Here is a 12,733-nt window from a genome sequence, read left to right as displayed (position 1 = left end):
TATCGTTACGAATCGGTCACTTTTTCCGTTTCACCCAGATTTCCGATTCGATCAAGCGCTGCAATTCGTTGGAAAGCGCCGCGCGATCCTCGCCCAGATCGGTCGAATCACTCAGGCGCGACCGCTCTGATTCGTTTCGTGCGGCGGTGGCGCGGGCCAGACGGTAGGTCACGCTTTCATCGGCCAGATCGTCCAGATCCTCGACCACCTCGCGCAACTCTGCTTCCACGCCGCCGCGCGCGAAATGCTTGGCGAATTCGTCGCGCAGACACAGGCGCGCCAAGTCCGGGTCCGCCCCGCGCACCGGGGGCGCGATGGCGACATGCGGCAGCGACAGCAGCGCGTCGGCCTGCGCGCCGTCGGGCCGGTCGCCTGCCAGAAGTGCGGCGCAAAGCTGCGAGAGGGCGGGGTCGCGGCAGGTCAGGCGTTCCAGATCGCCTTCGAATTCGGGCAGCAGCGCGGGGTGGCAGATCAGGGTCGCGACGATCAGCTCTTCGCGCATCGCCTCGGCAATCGCGTCATCGGGGGCGCTGGCCAGCCGGGTGCTGCGGGTGGCGGTCAGCGGTTTGACCGGGGCGGCGTTGCGCGCGCCGCGCGGGGTGAAACCGCGGGCGGGCGGGCGCAGAAACTCGGCCCGCAAGCGTTTGATTTCATCGGTATAATGCCCGCGCAGGCCGGGATCGGCGATCTTGGACAGCGCCATGCGCAGCCGTTTGTCCAGCGCTGCGCGCCGCTCCGGGCTGTCGAAGACCTGCCCCTCGGTTTCGCGCCGCCACAGCAATTGCACAAGGGGCACTGCTTCTTCGATCAGCTTGCCCATGGCGGCGGGCCCGCCTTGGCGCAGAATGTCGTCCGGGTCCATCTTTTCGGGCAGCAGGCAAAAGCGCAGCGATTGCTCTGGACCCAGCAGCGGCAGCGCAAGGTCGATCAGCCGAAAGCCCGCGCGCAGGCCCGCCGTGTCGCCATCCAGCGCGATGATCGGCTCTGGGGCGACGCGCCACATCAGGCGCAGCTGGTCTTCGGTGATCGCGGTGCCAAGCGGGGCGACCGCACCTTCGAACCCGGCCTCGACCAGCGCGATCACGTCCATGTAGCCTTCGGCCACGATCAAGGGCTGGCCCTTGCCGCAAGCGCTGCGGGCAGGGCCAAGGTTGTAAAGCGCGCGGCCCTTGTCGAACAAAGGCGTCTCTGGCGAGTTGAGGTATTTCGCCCGCGCCGTCGCACTGAGCGCCCGCCCGCCAAAGCCGATGCAGCGCCCGCGACCGTCGCGGATGGGGTAGATGATGCGCCCGCGCATCCGGTCATAGGGCGCGCTGCCATCGTCGGGCTTTGCACAAAGCCCCGCTTCGATGATCTTGTCGCCCGCAATGCCTGCGCCGGTCAGAGCCGACCAAAGGGCTTGTCGTGCATCGGGCGCAAAGCCGATTTCGAACCGGTCCAGCGCCGATTGCGCCAGCGCGCGGCCTTTCAGGTAGTCGCGCGCGCCCGCCGCCGCAGAGGTGTTCAGCTGCATTCGGAAAAACCGCACCGCCGCTTCGGTCACTTCGGCCAGTTCCGACAGGCGGTCGGCTTTTTCCGCCGCGCGCGGGTCGCGTTCGGGCATGGGCAGCCCTGCCTCGCGCGCCATCAGCTCGACCGCTTCCATGAAGGACATGTTTTCGCTCTCGCGCAGGAAGGTCAGCGCATCGCCCTTGGCGTGGCAGCCGAAACAGTAGTAAAACCCTTTGCGATCATCGACATGAAAGGACGCGGTCTTTTCCTGGTGAAACGGGCAGGGTGCCCAGAAATCGCCCTTGGCCTGGTTGGATTTGCGCATGTCCCAGATGACCTTGCGCCCGACAATGGACGAGATCGACACTCGATTACGCAGTTCATCCAGAAAACCGGGGGGCAGACTCATGGGCGCTACAATGGCAGATCACGCGGGGTTGTAGAAGGATTCTCGGTATCCTGACCTATATGATGAAACAAGACGCGTGTTTCTTGCGTAATATGGTCAGGAACCCAAGACTGGAGGGGAAGATGGACAGACGCACATTTCTAGCTGCAACCGGGCTTGCATTCTACGGGGCAAAGGCCGCGGCATCGGAAGGCGATTTTCCGTTCAAGCTGACAGAGGCCGAATGGCGCGCCCGCCTGACGCCCGCGCAATTCGCCGTCTTGCGCGAGGAAGCGACCGAGCGCGCTTTCACAAATGCGCTGATGGGCGAACGCTCGCCGCTTTTGAAGGAATCGCGCGCGGGCACTTATAATTGCGCCGGGTGCGGGCAAGGGCTGTATCGGTCCGACACGAAATATGACAGCGGCACCGGCTGGCCCAGCTTCTGGCAGGCGATGGACGGGGCCGTGGGCACGCGCGAGGACCGCCGCTTCTTCATGGTCCGCACAGAGGTGCATTGCAGCAATTGCGGCGGGCATCAGGGGCATATCTTCAGCGATGGGCCTGCGCCCACCGGAATGCGCCATTGCATCAACGGCTTGGCGCTGACCTTTACCCCGGATGAGACCGGCGTTGTCGAAGGCCACCCGGTGCCCGTGGCATGATCGGACGGCTGTTTCGCAAACCCGAAGCCCCCAAGCCCGACGGCCGCGTGGCCGTCGCGGCACTTTTGGTGCGCGTGGCGCGAACAGATGGCGAGTATGCAGCGGCAGAGGTGGCCGTGATCCGCGACATCCTGACCCGCCGCTACGGCAGCGCAGAGTTGTTGCCGCAGGCCGAGGTGTTCGAGGAAAACGCGGGCGACACGGTGCATCTGACCAAGATCATCAAGGATGAAATCCCGCATGATGATCGCATGGCCTACCTGCAAGACCTGTGGCGCGTGGTGCTGGCGGACGAGACGCGAGACTTCGAGGAAGACGGCTTTATGCGGCTGGCCAGCAACCTGCTGGGCATGGCCGACCGTGACTCTGCGCTTGCCCGCCAAGCGGTGCAGGCAGAAGTCGGTTAAAGTAGGTCCGCCAGTCGCGTGGCTTCCGCCGCGCAGGGCGTCAGCGCATCGCGGTTTTCACCCGGATGGAAGCGCGCGCGCAGGGCCGTGGGCATGGGCGCGCAGGCCTCTATCAGCACGCGCGGGCCGGTCTTGACGCTTTCCTCTGCCCAAGCCCGCGCCAGCGCCATCTGCGCCAGCTTGGTTGCACCATAGCAGCTATGGAAACGTTGCTCTGCGGCGGGGTCGGCCAGAAACAGCGCCGTGCCCTTATCGGGGCTGGCCGCCAGCAAGGGCGCGACCATCGGGATCAGCACGCCCGTCGCGCGCGCGTTCACCGCCAAGGCCTTGTCCCATTCCTTGATCGCGATGTGCCCCGCAGGCGACAGGGGCGGCGCTTGAATGGCGCTGTGCACCCACAGCCCCACGCTGCCCCAGCGGTCGTAAATATCGCGGCACAGGTGGCGCATGGCGTCATCCACCGTCACATCCATAGCGGCCAGCGTGGCGGACCCGCCGCGCGCCTTGATGCGGTCGTCCAGCTCTTCCAGCGCGCCCATCGTGCGCGCGACGGCCACGATATGCCAGCCACGCGCGGCCAGTTCTTCGGACAGCGCCGCGCCAATTCCCCGCGATGCGCCAGTGACAAGTGCGATTTTGTTTTGTTCCATCCGGCGCAAATGACACCGTGCCCCCTGCTTTTCAAGATATAATCGGCAAAGACTGCTTGACTCGGGCATGGCGCATCGGGCCAGATTGTCGAACGGGTCTGACCCGGTTTTGCATCGTTTTTCCGGGGGGATAGGACATGCACAAGATTTTGGGGGCGCTGGTCGCCTTGATCTTCATGGCGCAGGGCGCGCTGGCGGATCGCGTGGTGGCCCGTGTCAGCATTTCCGAGCAGCGGATGTATGTCTATCATCACGGGATGCTGGTGCATGAATGGCCCGTCTCGACCGCGCGGGCGGGCAAGATCACGCCCACGGGCACATGGCGGCCCCAGCTTTTGTCGAAATACCACCGCTCCAGCCGCTACAACAACGCGCCCATGCCCTTCGCGATTTTCTACTCGGGGCATTATGCCATTCACGGCACCGACCAGATCAGCCGCCTTGGGCGGCCGGCCTCTGCCGGTTGCGTGCGGCTTGACCCGGCCAATGCCAGCGTGCTGTTCGACATGGTCCGCGAAGAGGGGATGGATCAGACCCGCGTGATCGTGGTGCGCTGAGTCCCCGATGCCACAGGGCAGCGCGCATGATCTGGTGGTCGTGACAAAGCGCTACCCAAAGCCTTGGCGTTGGGTATAGTCCTTGGGGCAACCAAGGAAATAACCCCCGAGGCTTTTGATGCGCTGTCCCTTTTGCGGCAATACCGACACGCAAGTGAAAGATTCCCGTCCCGCAGAGGACCATGGCGCGATCCGTCGCCGCCGTTTTTGCCCGGCCTGTGGCGGGCGCTTCACCACTTATGAACGCGTGCAATTGCGTGATCTGGTCGTGGTGAAATCGAACGGGCGGCGCGAGGCCTTTGACCGCGAGAAGCTGGAACGCTCGGTGCGCATCGCGCTGCAAAAGCGCAATATCGAGCATGAGCGCGTGGACCAGATGATCAGCGGCATCGTGCGGCGGTTGGAATCCGTGGGCGACAGCGACATCCCGTCCAAACTGATCGGCGAGATCGTGATGGAAACGCTCGCGCGGATCGACACGGTCGCCTATGTGCGCTTCGCCTCGGTCTACAAGAATTTCCAGGAAGCTGACGATTTCGACAAGTTCGTCTCGGAATTGCGGCCGTCGCAGCAAGACACGGAGTAACCCTTGGCAAGCCGCGCAGACCGCCGCTTCATGCGGCTGGCGATTGCCTTGGGGGCGCGCGGGCTGGGGCGGGTCTGGCCGAACCCGGCGGTGGGCTGCGTCATCGTGCGCGATGGGCGTATCCTGGCGCGCGGTTGGACCCAACCGGGTGGACGGCCCCATGCCGAAGCCATGGCGCTCGCGCGCTGCGACGCGCGGGGCGCGACCGTCTATGTCAGTCTGGAGCCTTGCGCCCATCATGGCCGCACGCCGCCCTGCTGCGATGCGCTGATCGCGGCAGGCGTGGCGCGGGTTGTGACCGCGCTGACCGACCCTGACCCCCGCGTGGCAGGGCAAGGCCATGCGCGGCTGCGCGCCGCCGGGGTCGCGGTCGACGAAGGGGTCGAGGCGGACGCGGCGGCGCTGGTCAATGCCGGTTTCCTGCTGCGTGTGACGGAAGGGCGGCCTTGGGTTACGTTGAAGCTGGCGCAAACGCTGGATGGGCGGATCGCGACGGCACGCGGCGAAAGCCGCTGGATCACGGGGCCAGAGGCGCGGCGCGCCGTTCACGCGCTGCGTGCGCGCCACGACGCGGTTTTGGTGGGCGGCGGCACCGCGCGGGCCGATGACCCGGACCTGACGGTGCGCGATCTGGGCGTGACGCAGCAGCCCGTGCGGGTGGTGGCCAGCCGCGGGCTGGATCTGGACCCGAACGGGCGCTTGGGCCGTTCCGCGCGTGATGTGCCCCTTTGGGTGCTGCATGGCGACGGGCTGGATGTGCCCGCTGCATGGGCCGCAACAGGCGCGCGGATGATGGGATGTGCCGTATCCGAGGGGTATCTTGATCCGCACGCGATTATGACGGCGCTTGCGGGTGAAGGGATCACGCGTGTGTTTTGCGAAGGCGGCGGGGCGCTGGCCGCAAGCCTGCTGCGCGCGGGGCTTGTGGATGAACTGGTGCTGTTCACCGCGGGCAAGGTGATCGGCGCGGATGGCTTGCCCGGCATGGGGCCGCTTGGGCTGGCCGCCTTGGCCGATGCCCCTCAGTTCGATCTTGTGGGGTTCGACCGCATTGGCGCGGATACGTGTCAAATCTGGCGGAGGCGCTGACGCGCCAAGTCTATGTTTCAGGGGGCTTTGCCCCCGTCGCGGCTGTGCCGCGACTCCCCCAGGATATTTGGGCAAGGATGAAGAGGCTTGTTTTTTCCGCCTTTGAAGGCAAGTGAAAGACCATGACCCGGTTTCGAAGCCATATGCCGCTGGCGCTGGAGGAAGCGCGCAAGGCCGCCTTGCGGGGCGAGGTGCCGGTGGGGGCGGCGATTGTTGCGCCCGATGGGACAATCCTTGCCGCCGAGGGCAACCGGACCCGTGAGCGAAACGATCCCACGGCCCATGCCGAGCTTCTGGCCATTCGCGCGGCCTGTGCGCGCCTTGGGCAAGAGCGGCTGACGGGCTGCGATCTGTATGTCACGCTGGAGCCTTGCGCCATGTGCGCGCAGGCGATTGCCCATGCGCGGATTGCGCGGCTTTATTTCGGGGCGGATGACCCGAAATCGGGCGGGGTGCTGCACGGGGCGCGGGTCTTTTCGCATGCGCAATGCCATCATGTGCCCGAGCTTTATGACGGCTTGCAGGCAGAAGACGCGCGCGGGCTGCTTATGTCGTTTTTTGAAAAGCTGCGCTGAGGCCGGATCATGTTCGAGCAGGTCATAGCCTATTGTGAACGCACGGATTTCTCTTATTGGGCCGAACCCATCAACGCGCTGACAAATATCGCGTTTGTGCTAGCCGCACTCCATGTCTGGCCGCAGACGCGGGGGCTGGTTCTGGCGCGGGCGATGGCGGTGATTTTGGCGATGATTGGGCTTGGGTCTTTCCTGTGGCACACCCATGCAACCGGCTGGGCAAGCCTTGCCGATGTGTTGCCGATCCTCATGTTCATCCTTGTCTATATATATGCCGCCACGCGCGACTATCTGGGGGCACCCGCGGTCGTGGCCGCGATCGTGGCATTGGGGTTCTTTCCCTATGCATTCGGCTTCCACGCGGTGTTCAGCGGTGTCTTGCCCGGTGCCAATGCGCTTTATGCCAGTGTCGCGGTGCTGATCTTCGCCTATGGCCTGTGGCTGATCCGCAGCGACACGGGTCGGGGTTTGTTGATCGGGGCGGCGATCCTGTGCCTGTCGCTTGGCTTTCGAATGGCGGATGAGGTGGTTTGTGCGCGCCTGCCGATCGGCACGCATTTCATGTGGCATATCCTGAACGGGATCATGCTGGGATGGATGATCCTTGTCTATTGCCGCCACGCGCGCGCGGGCGCGCTTGCACCCCGCGCGGCATCTGGATAAACCCCGAAGCGAAACCCGACTACCCGGCGGAGGGCGTATGTCCGAGATTGATCTGGAAACCGCGCGCAAGGTTGCCAAGCTGTCGCGCATTGCCGTGGCAGAGGCTGACCTGCCAGAGCTTGCGCAATCGCTCAGCAACATCCTGACCTTCATGGAAGAGCTGAACGAGGTCGATGTCGAGGGCGTGGAGCCGATGACATCGGTCACGCCCATGCGCCTGAAGCGGCGCGCCGACGGGGTGACGGATGGCAACATGCAGGCGCGTATCCTGTCCAACGCGCCCGATGCGCGCGAGGGCTTTTTCGCGGTACCGAAGGTGGTGGAATGAGCGATCTGAACAAACTGACGCTGGCCGAGGCTCGCGATCTGCTGCGGACGGGCGATGTGACGTCCGTGGCGCTGACCGAGGCCTGTCTGGACGCGATAGAGGGCGCGGGTGCGCTGAATGCCTTCGTGCACAAGACCCCTGAACTGGCGCTGGAGCGTGCCAAGGCCGCCGATGCACGGCTGGCCCAAGGCGATGCGCCCGCGATGTGCGGCTTGCCCATCGGGATCAAGGACTTGTTCTGCACCGAAGGCGTGGCCAGCCAAGCGGCCAGCCGCATTCTGGACGGGTTCCGCCCCGAATACGAATCCACCGTCAGCGCGCAATTGCGCGATGCGGGCGCGGTGATGCTGGGCAAACTGAACATGGACGAGTTCGCCATGGGGTCCAGCAATGAAACCAGCGTCTACGGCAATGCCATCAACCCGTGGAAGGTGGATGCGCGCGACCTGACGCCGGGCGGGTCATCCGGCGGGTCTGCCGCAGCCGTGGCGGCTGATCTGTGTCTGGCCGCGACCGGCACCGACACGGGCGGGTCCATCCGTCAGCCCGCGGCTTTTACCGGGACCGTGGGGATCAAGCCGACCTATGGACGCTGCTCGCGCTGGGGGATCGTGGCATTCGCGTCCTCGCTCGATCAGGCTGGGCCGATGACGAAAACCGTGCGCGATGCGGCGATCATGCTGGAAGCCATGTGTGGGCATGACGCGAAGGATTCGACCAGCGCCGACCTGCCGGTCCCGAATTTCGAGGCGATGTTGACCGGCGACATTCGCGGCAAGACCATCGGTATTCCGCGTGAATACCGCATTGACGGGATGCCCGCAGAGATCGCGGCACTTTGGGACAAGGGTGCCGATATGCTGCGCGATGCGGGCGCGAAGATCGTCGAGATCAGTTTGCCGCATACGAAATACGCGCTGCCAGCCTATTACGTGATCGCGCCGGCAGAGGCGTCGTCGAACCTCGCGCGCTATGACGGGGTGCGCTATGGCCACCGCGCCACGCTGTCGGCGGGCGATGGCATAACCGAGATGTATGAGAAAACCCGCGCCGAGGGCTTTGGCCCCGAAGTGCAGCGCCGGGTGATGATCGGCACTTATGTGCTGTCGGCAGGCTTTTACGACGCCTATTACAACCGCGCCCGCAAGGTCCGCACGCTCATCAAGCGTGATTTCGAGCAGGCTTTCGCGGCGGGTGTGGATGCGATCTTGACGCCTGCCACGCCCTCTGCCGCCTTTGGTCTGGGTGAAATGGCCGACGCCGACCCGGTGCAGATGTATCTCAACGATGTGTTCACCGTGACTGTGAATCTTGCAGGTTTGCCGGGTGTGTCGGTGCCTGCGGGGCTGGACAGCCAAGGCTTGCCCCTGGGGCTGCAACTGATCGGGCGGCCGTGGGAAGAGGGCGATTTGCTGAACACCGCGCATGTTTTGGAAACGGCTGCGGGCTTTGTGGCCAAACCGGCCAAATGGTGGTAACGTCTGGCAAAACAGTCGAGCGTCGAGATTTGCCCCATGCGTTTGCCCCTAGTTCTTGTTGCAGTTGGTCTGCTGTCGGCCTGCACCTCTAACGCGCCCTATTCCAATGTGATCGACACGGCGGGCAGCGGTGTGGGTTTCAGCGATTACGCCCAGTATATGCGTGCGCAGGAAGAACTGTCGCGCATTCGCCGGGCAGAGGCCGCGGCCGCGCGCACCGCATTGGTGCCGCCCGCCGATGCCCCGGCGCAGGTGGCCTTTCAGCCGCAGGGCTTTGGCAACGCGCAAACCCAGATGCCGCAGCAAGCGCCCTTGGGCCAGCCCGTGGCGGCCAGCCCGCTGCAAAGCCAGCCCCTGCCGCAGCAGGTCGCGCAATCGCCTGCGCAAAGCTTCAACACCGGGCAGACCGTTGCCGCCGCGGCACCCGCCCCGGCAGAGGCCGGGGTCAGCACGCAAAGCTATCAGGCGCAGCCGTTCGGCACGCCCATTCAGAACCGCGTGGTGCGGCGGGATTATGTTCCGCAAGTGCGCGTGACAGAAGCGGAAGCGCCCGCAGCCTCTGGCCCGAACCTGTTCATGTATGCGCTCTCGACGCAGCATAACGTGGGGCAGGAGCGTTACACGCGCCGCAACCCCTTCCGCTGGAACCGTTGGGAAGCGGCCTGCGCGCAATACCCGCATCAGGATCTGGCGCAGGAAGCATTCCTTGCCGCAGGCGGGCCAGAGCGTGACCCCGACCATATGGACCCAGATGGCGACGGCTTTGCCTGCTGGTGGGATCCGGCCCCGTTCCGGCAAGCGGCGAGCACGGTCAAGGCCCGCGAATAGCGTGATCTGGCACCCTTCGCCAAATTTTGGGCCGCGCCGCGACGGGCTGCGGCCCCGGTTTATCGTGTTGCATTACACGGCCATGGGCAGCGCGGCAGAGGCGCTGGCCCGTTTGTGCGACCCCAGCGCCGAGGTGTCGGCGCATTACCTGATCGACCGGGATGGCACCTGTTTCCAGATGGTGGATGAAGAGATGCGCGCGTGGCACGCGGGCGCAGGCGCATGGGCGGGGCTGGAGGACATCAATTCCCGCTCTGTCGGGATAGAGCTGGTCAATACCGGGGCAGAGCCGTTTCCATGGCCGCAGATGCGCGCGCTGGAAGGGCTTTTGCCGGGGATCATGGCGCGATGGAGCATTGGCCCAGAGGGCGTGATCGGACATTCCGACATGTCACCTGCGCGCAAGCAAGACCCCGGCCCAAGGTTCGACTGGCGCGCCTTGGCCCGCGCGGGCCATGCGCTGTGGCCAGAGGGGCAGGGGGGCGAGGGCGATTTCGGTTCGAGCCTTGACCGCATCGGCTATCCGCCCGCGCCGCCCGAGGATCGGTTGGCCGCGTTTCGGGCGCGGTTTCGGCCAGAAGGGGCGGGGCCGCTTTGCGAGAAGGATACCCGGCGCGCCGCTTGCGTGGCGCAAGCATATGACACGAATCGGCGCGCGCCGGCCTAGCGCAGATGGCGCAGCGCGCGCGACAACTCGTCATGGAGTGCCGCACGCTCTTCGGGGCTTAGGAATGCGCCCAGTTCCACCGCGCGGCCGCCGCCGTCGAGCGTCAGGTAGTTTTCCACCGGCCCACCCTTTTCCAGCAGCGACAGGCGCACCCAATAGGGGTTGGCTTCCCAGCGTTGTTCGGGTGTGCGCGGGTTGGTGCGGGTAATCTCTATCCGCTCGCGGGTCAGGCGCAGTTCTTCACGCAGGGCCATCCGCTCGCGCCCGTTGCGTTGCAGCGCATACCACAACCCCCATAGCACAATCCCGGCGAAAGGGATCAGCCCCCACAGAACCGGCGTGCCCAAGACGCCGATCAGGGGCAGGGCCAAAAGGCTGGCGCTGATGCCGATGATCGCCACGAATCCCTCGGCCCCCATCGACAGATGCGGCGACAGCACCAGCAGGTATTCCGCGCCATCCGCCTGTGCCACGCTAAAGGCCCCGGGCGGCGTGCCCGGGGCCTTTGGCGTTATTGTCCAGATTGCTGGCATGGGTAGCTAGGCTGCTTTAGTGAGCGGCCTGCTTGTCCCAGTCCTCGCGCTTGGGAAGTTGCTCGAACGTGTGTTCGGGCGGCGGCGAGGGCAGGGTCCATTCCAGCGTATCGGCATGTTCGTTCCAGTAGTTGTTCTGGGTCACGCGGGCACCGCGCGTCAGGGTGTAGAAGATGACCCCGATGAAGAACAGGAACGAAGCGAAGCTGATGAACGCGCCGATCGAGCTGATGTAGTTCCAGTAAGCAAAGGCCTCCGGATAGTCGATATAGCGGCGCGGCATACCCTGACGGCCCAAGAAGTGCTGCGGGAAGAAGGTCAGGTTCGCGCCGATGAACATCAGCCAGAAATGGGTCTTACCGGCCCATTCCGGATACTGACGGCCCGACATCTTGCCGATCCAGTAGTAGATCCCGGCGAACAGCGCGAAGACGGCACCCAAGCTCATCACATAGTGGAAGTGGGCCACCACATAATAGGTGTCATGATAGACCCGGTCGATGGGGGCCTGAGACAGCACTACCCCGGTCACACCGCCCACGGTGAACAGGAACAGGAAGCCGAAGGCCCACAGCATGGGCGTTTCAAAGCTGACAGAGCCTTTCCACATGGTCGCGATCCAAGAGAAGATCTTGATCCCCGTGGGCACCGCAATCGTCATCGTGGCCAGCATGAAATAGGTCTGCTGGGTCAGCGACATACCGACCGTATACATGTGGTGCGCCCAGACGATGAAGCCCAGAACACCGATCGCGATCATCGCCCAGACCATCGGCATGTAGCCGAAGACCGGCTTGCGCGAGAAGGTCGCGATCACATGGCTGATGATGCCGAAGCCCGGCAGGATGATGATATACACTTCCGGGTGGCCGAAGAACCACAGGATGTGCTGGTAGAGCACCGGATCGCCACCGCCCGACGGATCGAAGAAGGTGGTGCCGAAATTGCGGTCGGTCAGCAGCATGGTGATCGCACCCGCCAGAACCGGCAGCGCCAGAAGGATCATCCACGCGGTGATAAAGATCGACCAGGCAAACAGCGGAACCTTGAACAGGGTCATGCCCGGGGCACGCATGTTCAGGAAGGTCGTGATGATGTTGATCGCGCCCAGAATGGACGACGCCCCCGACACGTGCACCGCGAAGATCGCGAGGTCCATCGAATAGCCCGCCTCGTTGGTCGAGAGCGGCGGATAGAGAACCCAGCCCACGCCAGAGCCAAGCTGACCATTGCCGCCCGGCGACAAGACCGAAGCCACGGCCAGCGCGGACCCTGCCACGAACAGCCAGTAAGACAGGTTGTTCAGGCGCGGGAAAGCCATGTCCGGCGCGCCGATCTGCAACGGCATGAAATAGTTACCAAACCCACCGAACAGCGCCGGGATCAGCACGAAGAACATCATCAGGATGCCATGCGCGGTAATCAGCACGTTCCAGATATGGCCGTTCGGGGTGCAGTTTTCCTGTGCGGTAAAGCTTGCGCCTTCCATGCACATGTATTGCACGCCGGGTTCCATCAACTCCATGCGCATGTAGACCGTGAAGGCTACGGCGATGAACCCGACAATCCCTGCGGTGAACAGGTAAAGGATACCGATATCCTTGTGGTTGGTGGACATGAACCACCGGGTGAAGAACCCGCGGGTATCTTCGTGCCCATGGTCATGGGTGGCTGCGTCGGCCATTGGCTACTCCAGTTCCCGTTTCCTGCCGCGCTTTTCGGCGGCTGTTTGCAGCTGCGCGCGACGAAAACCGCGCGCCCGATTCCATTCCGTGCAACCCAAATGGCATGGCACGGCATACTATAGGTTTAGAATGTCTCTTTTCGT

General features: G+C 64.3%; 15 protein-coding genes. 11 read left to right on the top strand and 4 right to left on the bottom strand.

The window, feature by feature from the left end; genetic code table 11:
* Positions 1 to 16: 16 nt before the first annotated feature.
* Entirely contained in the window at positions 17 to 1,900 is a 1,884-nt protein-coding gene (dnaG, locus tag J1C52_RS11860; protein WP_227428162.1) for a DNA primase, read from the bottom strand.
* 122 nt (positions 1,901 to 2,022) lie between these two features.
* Here dnaG and msrB point away from each other — a divergent pair, with 122 nt between their 5' ends.
* Together msrB and J1C52_RS11850 are read left to right on the top strand one after the other, a co-directional pair.
* Positions 2,023 to 2,544, top strand: a complete 522-nt coding sequence (msrB, locus tag J1C52_RS11855) for a peptide-methionine (R)-S-oxide reductase MsrB (protein WP_227428161.1) — start codon at positions 2,023 to 2,025, stop codon at positions 2,542 to 2,544.
* Positions 2,541 to 2,951: a TerB family tellurite resistance protein gene (locus J1C52_RS11850; protein WP_227428160.1), complete on the top strand. Its 411-nt coding sequence runs from the start codon at positions 2,541 to 2,543 to the stop codon at positions 2,949 to 2,951. The genes msrB and J1C52_RS11850 overlap by 4 nt, the downstream gene beginning before the upstream one ends.
* Here the strand turns inward: J1C52_RS11850 and J1C52_RS11845 are convergent.
* A complete protein-coding gene (locus J1C52_RS11845) occupies positions 2,948 to 3,601 on the bottom strand; it encodes an SDR family NAD(P)-dependent oxidoreductase (protein ID WP_227428159.1) in 654 nt (217 codons plus the stop codon). The two genes, J1C52_RS11850 and J1C52_RS11845, sit on opposite strands and share 4 nt — an antisense overlap.
* A 137-nt stretch (positions 3,602 to 3,738) precedes the next feature.
* Here J1C52_RS11845 and J1C52_RS11840 point away from each other — a divergent pair, with 137 nt between their 5' ends.
* The 9 genes from J1C52_RS11840 to J1C52_RS11800 all read left to right on the top strand — a co-directional run bounded on the left by J1C52_RS11840 (position 3,739) and on the right by J1C52_RS11800 (position 10,372).
* On the top strand, positions 3,739 to 4,158 hold the full coding sequence (locus J1C52_RS11840; protein WP_227428158.1) for a L,D-transpeptidase: 420 nt from the start codon (positions 3,739 to 3,741) through the stop codon (positions 4,156 to 4,158).
* Positions 4,159 to 4,276: 118 nt separating this feature from the next.
* On the top strand, positions 4,277 to 4,744 hold the full coding sequence (gene nrdR, locus J1C52_RS11835; RefSeq protein WP_227428157.1) for a transcriptional regulator NrdR: 468 nt from the start codon (positions 4,277 to 4,279) through the stop codon (positions 4,742 to 4,744).
* Positions 4,745 to 4,747: 3 nt separating this feature from the next.
* Positions 4,748 to 5,833 carry a bifunctional diaminohydroxyphosphoribosylaminopyrimidine deaminase/5-amino-6-(5-phosphoribosylamino)uracil reductase RibD gene (gene ribD, locus J1C52_RS11830; RefSeq protein WP_255618480.1) on the top strand — a complete coding sequence of 362 codons (1,086 nt, stop codon included), beginning with the start codon at positions 4,748 to 4,750 and terminating at the stop codon, positions 5,831 to 5,833.
* Positions 5,834 to 5,955: 122 nt separating this feature from the next.
* Positions 5,956 to 6,408 (top strand): nucleoside deaminase, encoded by a 453-nt coding sequence (locus J1C52_RS11825; RefSeq protein WP_227428156.1) that lies wholly within the window; start codon positions 5,956 to 5,958, stop codon positions 6,406 to 6,408.
* 9 nt (positions 6,409 to 6,417) lie between these two features.
* Positions 6,418 to 7,071: a ceramidase domain-containing protein gene (locus J1C52_RS11820; RefSeq protein WP_227428155.1), complete on the top strand. Its 654-nt coding sequence runs from the start codon at positions 6,418 to 6,420 to the stop codon at positions 7,069 to 7,071.
* 37 nt (positions 7,072 to 7,108) lie between these two features.
* Complete coding sequence (gene gatC / locus J1C52_RS11815) at positions 7,109 to 7,399, top strand: Asp-tRNA(Asn)/Glu-tRNA(Gln) amidotransferase subunit GatC (RefSeq protein WP_227428154.1); 291 nt, start codon at positions 7,109 to 7,111, stop codon at positions 7,397 to 7,399.
* Complete coding sequence (gatA, locus tag J1C52_RS11810; protein ID WP_227428153.1) at positions 7,396 to 8,877, top strand: Asp-tRNA(Asn)/Glu-tRNA(Gln) amidotransferase subunit GatA; 1,482 nt, start codon at positions 7,396 to 7,398, stop codon at positions 8,875 to 8,877. The genes gatC and gatA overlap by 4 nt, the downstream gene beginning before the upstream one ends.
* 36 nt (positions 8,878 to 8,913) lie before the next feature.
* On the top strand, positions 8,914 to 9,705 hold the full coding sequence (locus J1C52_RS11805) for a hypothetical protein (RefSeq protein WP_227428152.1): 792 nt from the start codon (positions 8,914 to 8,916) through the stop codon (positions 9,703 to 9,705).
* 64 nt (positions 9,706 to 9,769) lie between these two features.
* The gene (locus J1C52_RS11800; RefSeq protein ID WP_370633265.1) at positions 9,770 to 10,372 is read left to right on the top strand and encodes an N-acetylmuramoyl-L-alanine amidase; all 603 of its coding nucleotides are present in this window, start codon (positions 9,770 to 9,772) and stop codon (positions 10,370 to 10,372) included.
* Here the strand turns inward: J1C52_RS11800 and J1C52_RS11795 are convergent.
* Together J1C52_RS11795 and ctaD are read right to left on the bottom strand one after the other, a co-directional pair.
* Positions 10,369 to 10,845 (bottom strand): DUF2244 domain-containing protein, encoded by a 477-nt coding sequence (locus J1C52_RS11795; RefSeq protein WP_370633264.1) that lies wholly within the window; start codon positions 10,843 to 10,845, stop codon positions 10,369 to 10,371. The genes J1C52_RS11800 and J1C52_RS11795 overlap by 4 nt on opposite strands.
* Before the next feature lie 76 nt (positions 10,846 to 10,921).
* On the bottom strand, positions 10,922 to 12,589 hold the full coding sequence (gene ctaD, locus J1C52_RS11790) for a cytochrome c oxidase subunit I (protein ID WP_227428149.1): 1,668 nt from the start codon (positions 12,587 to 12,589) through the stop codon (positions 10,922 to 10,924).
* Positions 12,590 to 12,733 lie beyond the last annotated feature (144 nt).

Origin of the sequence: Roseibaca sp. Y0-43 (genome assembly GCF_020667835.1) — a bacterium.
Classification (GTDB): Bacteria; Pseudomonadota; Alphaproteobacteria; order Rhodobacterales; family Rhodobacteraceae; genus Roseinatronobacter.
This window is presented reverse-complemented; position numbering and strand designations above follow the sequence as displayed.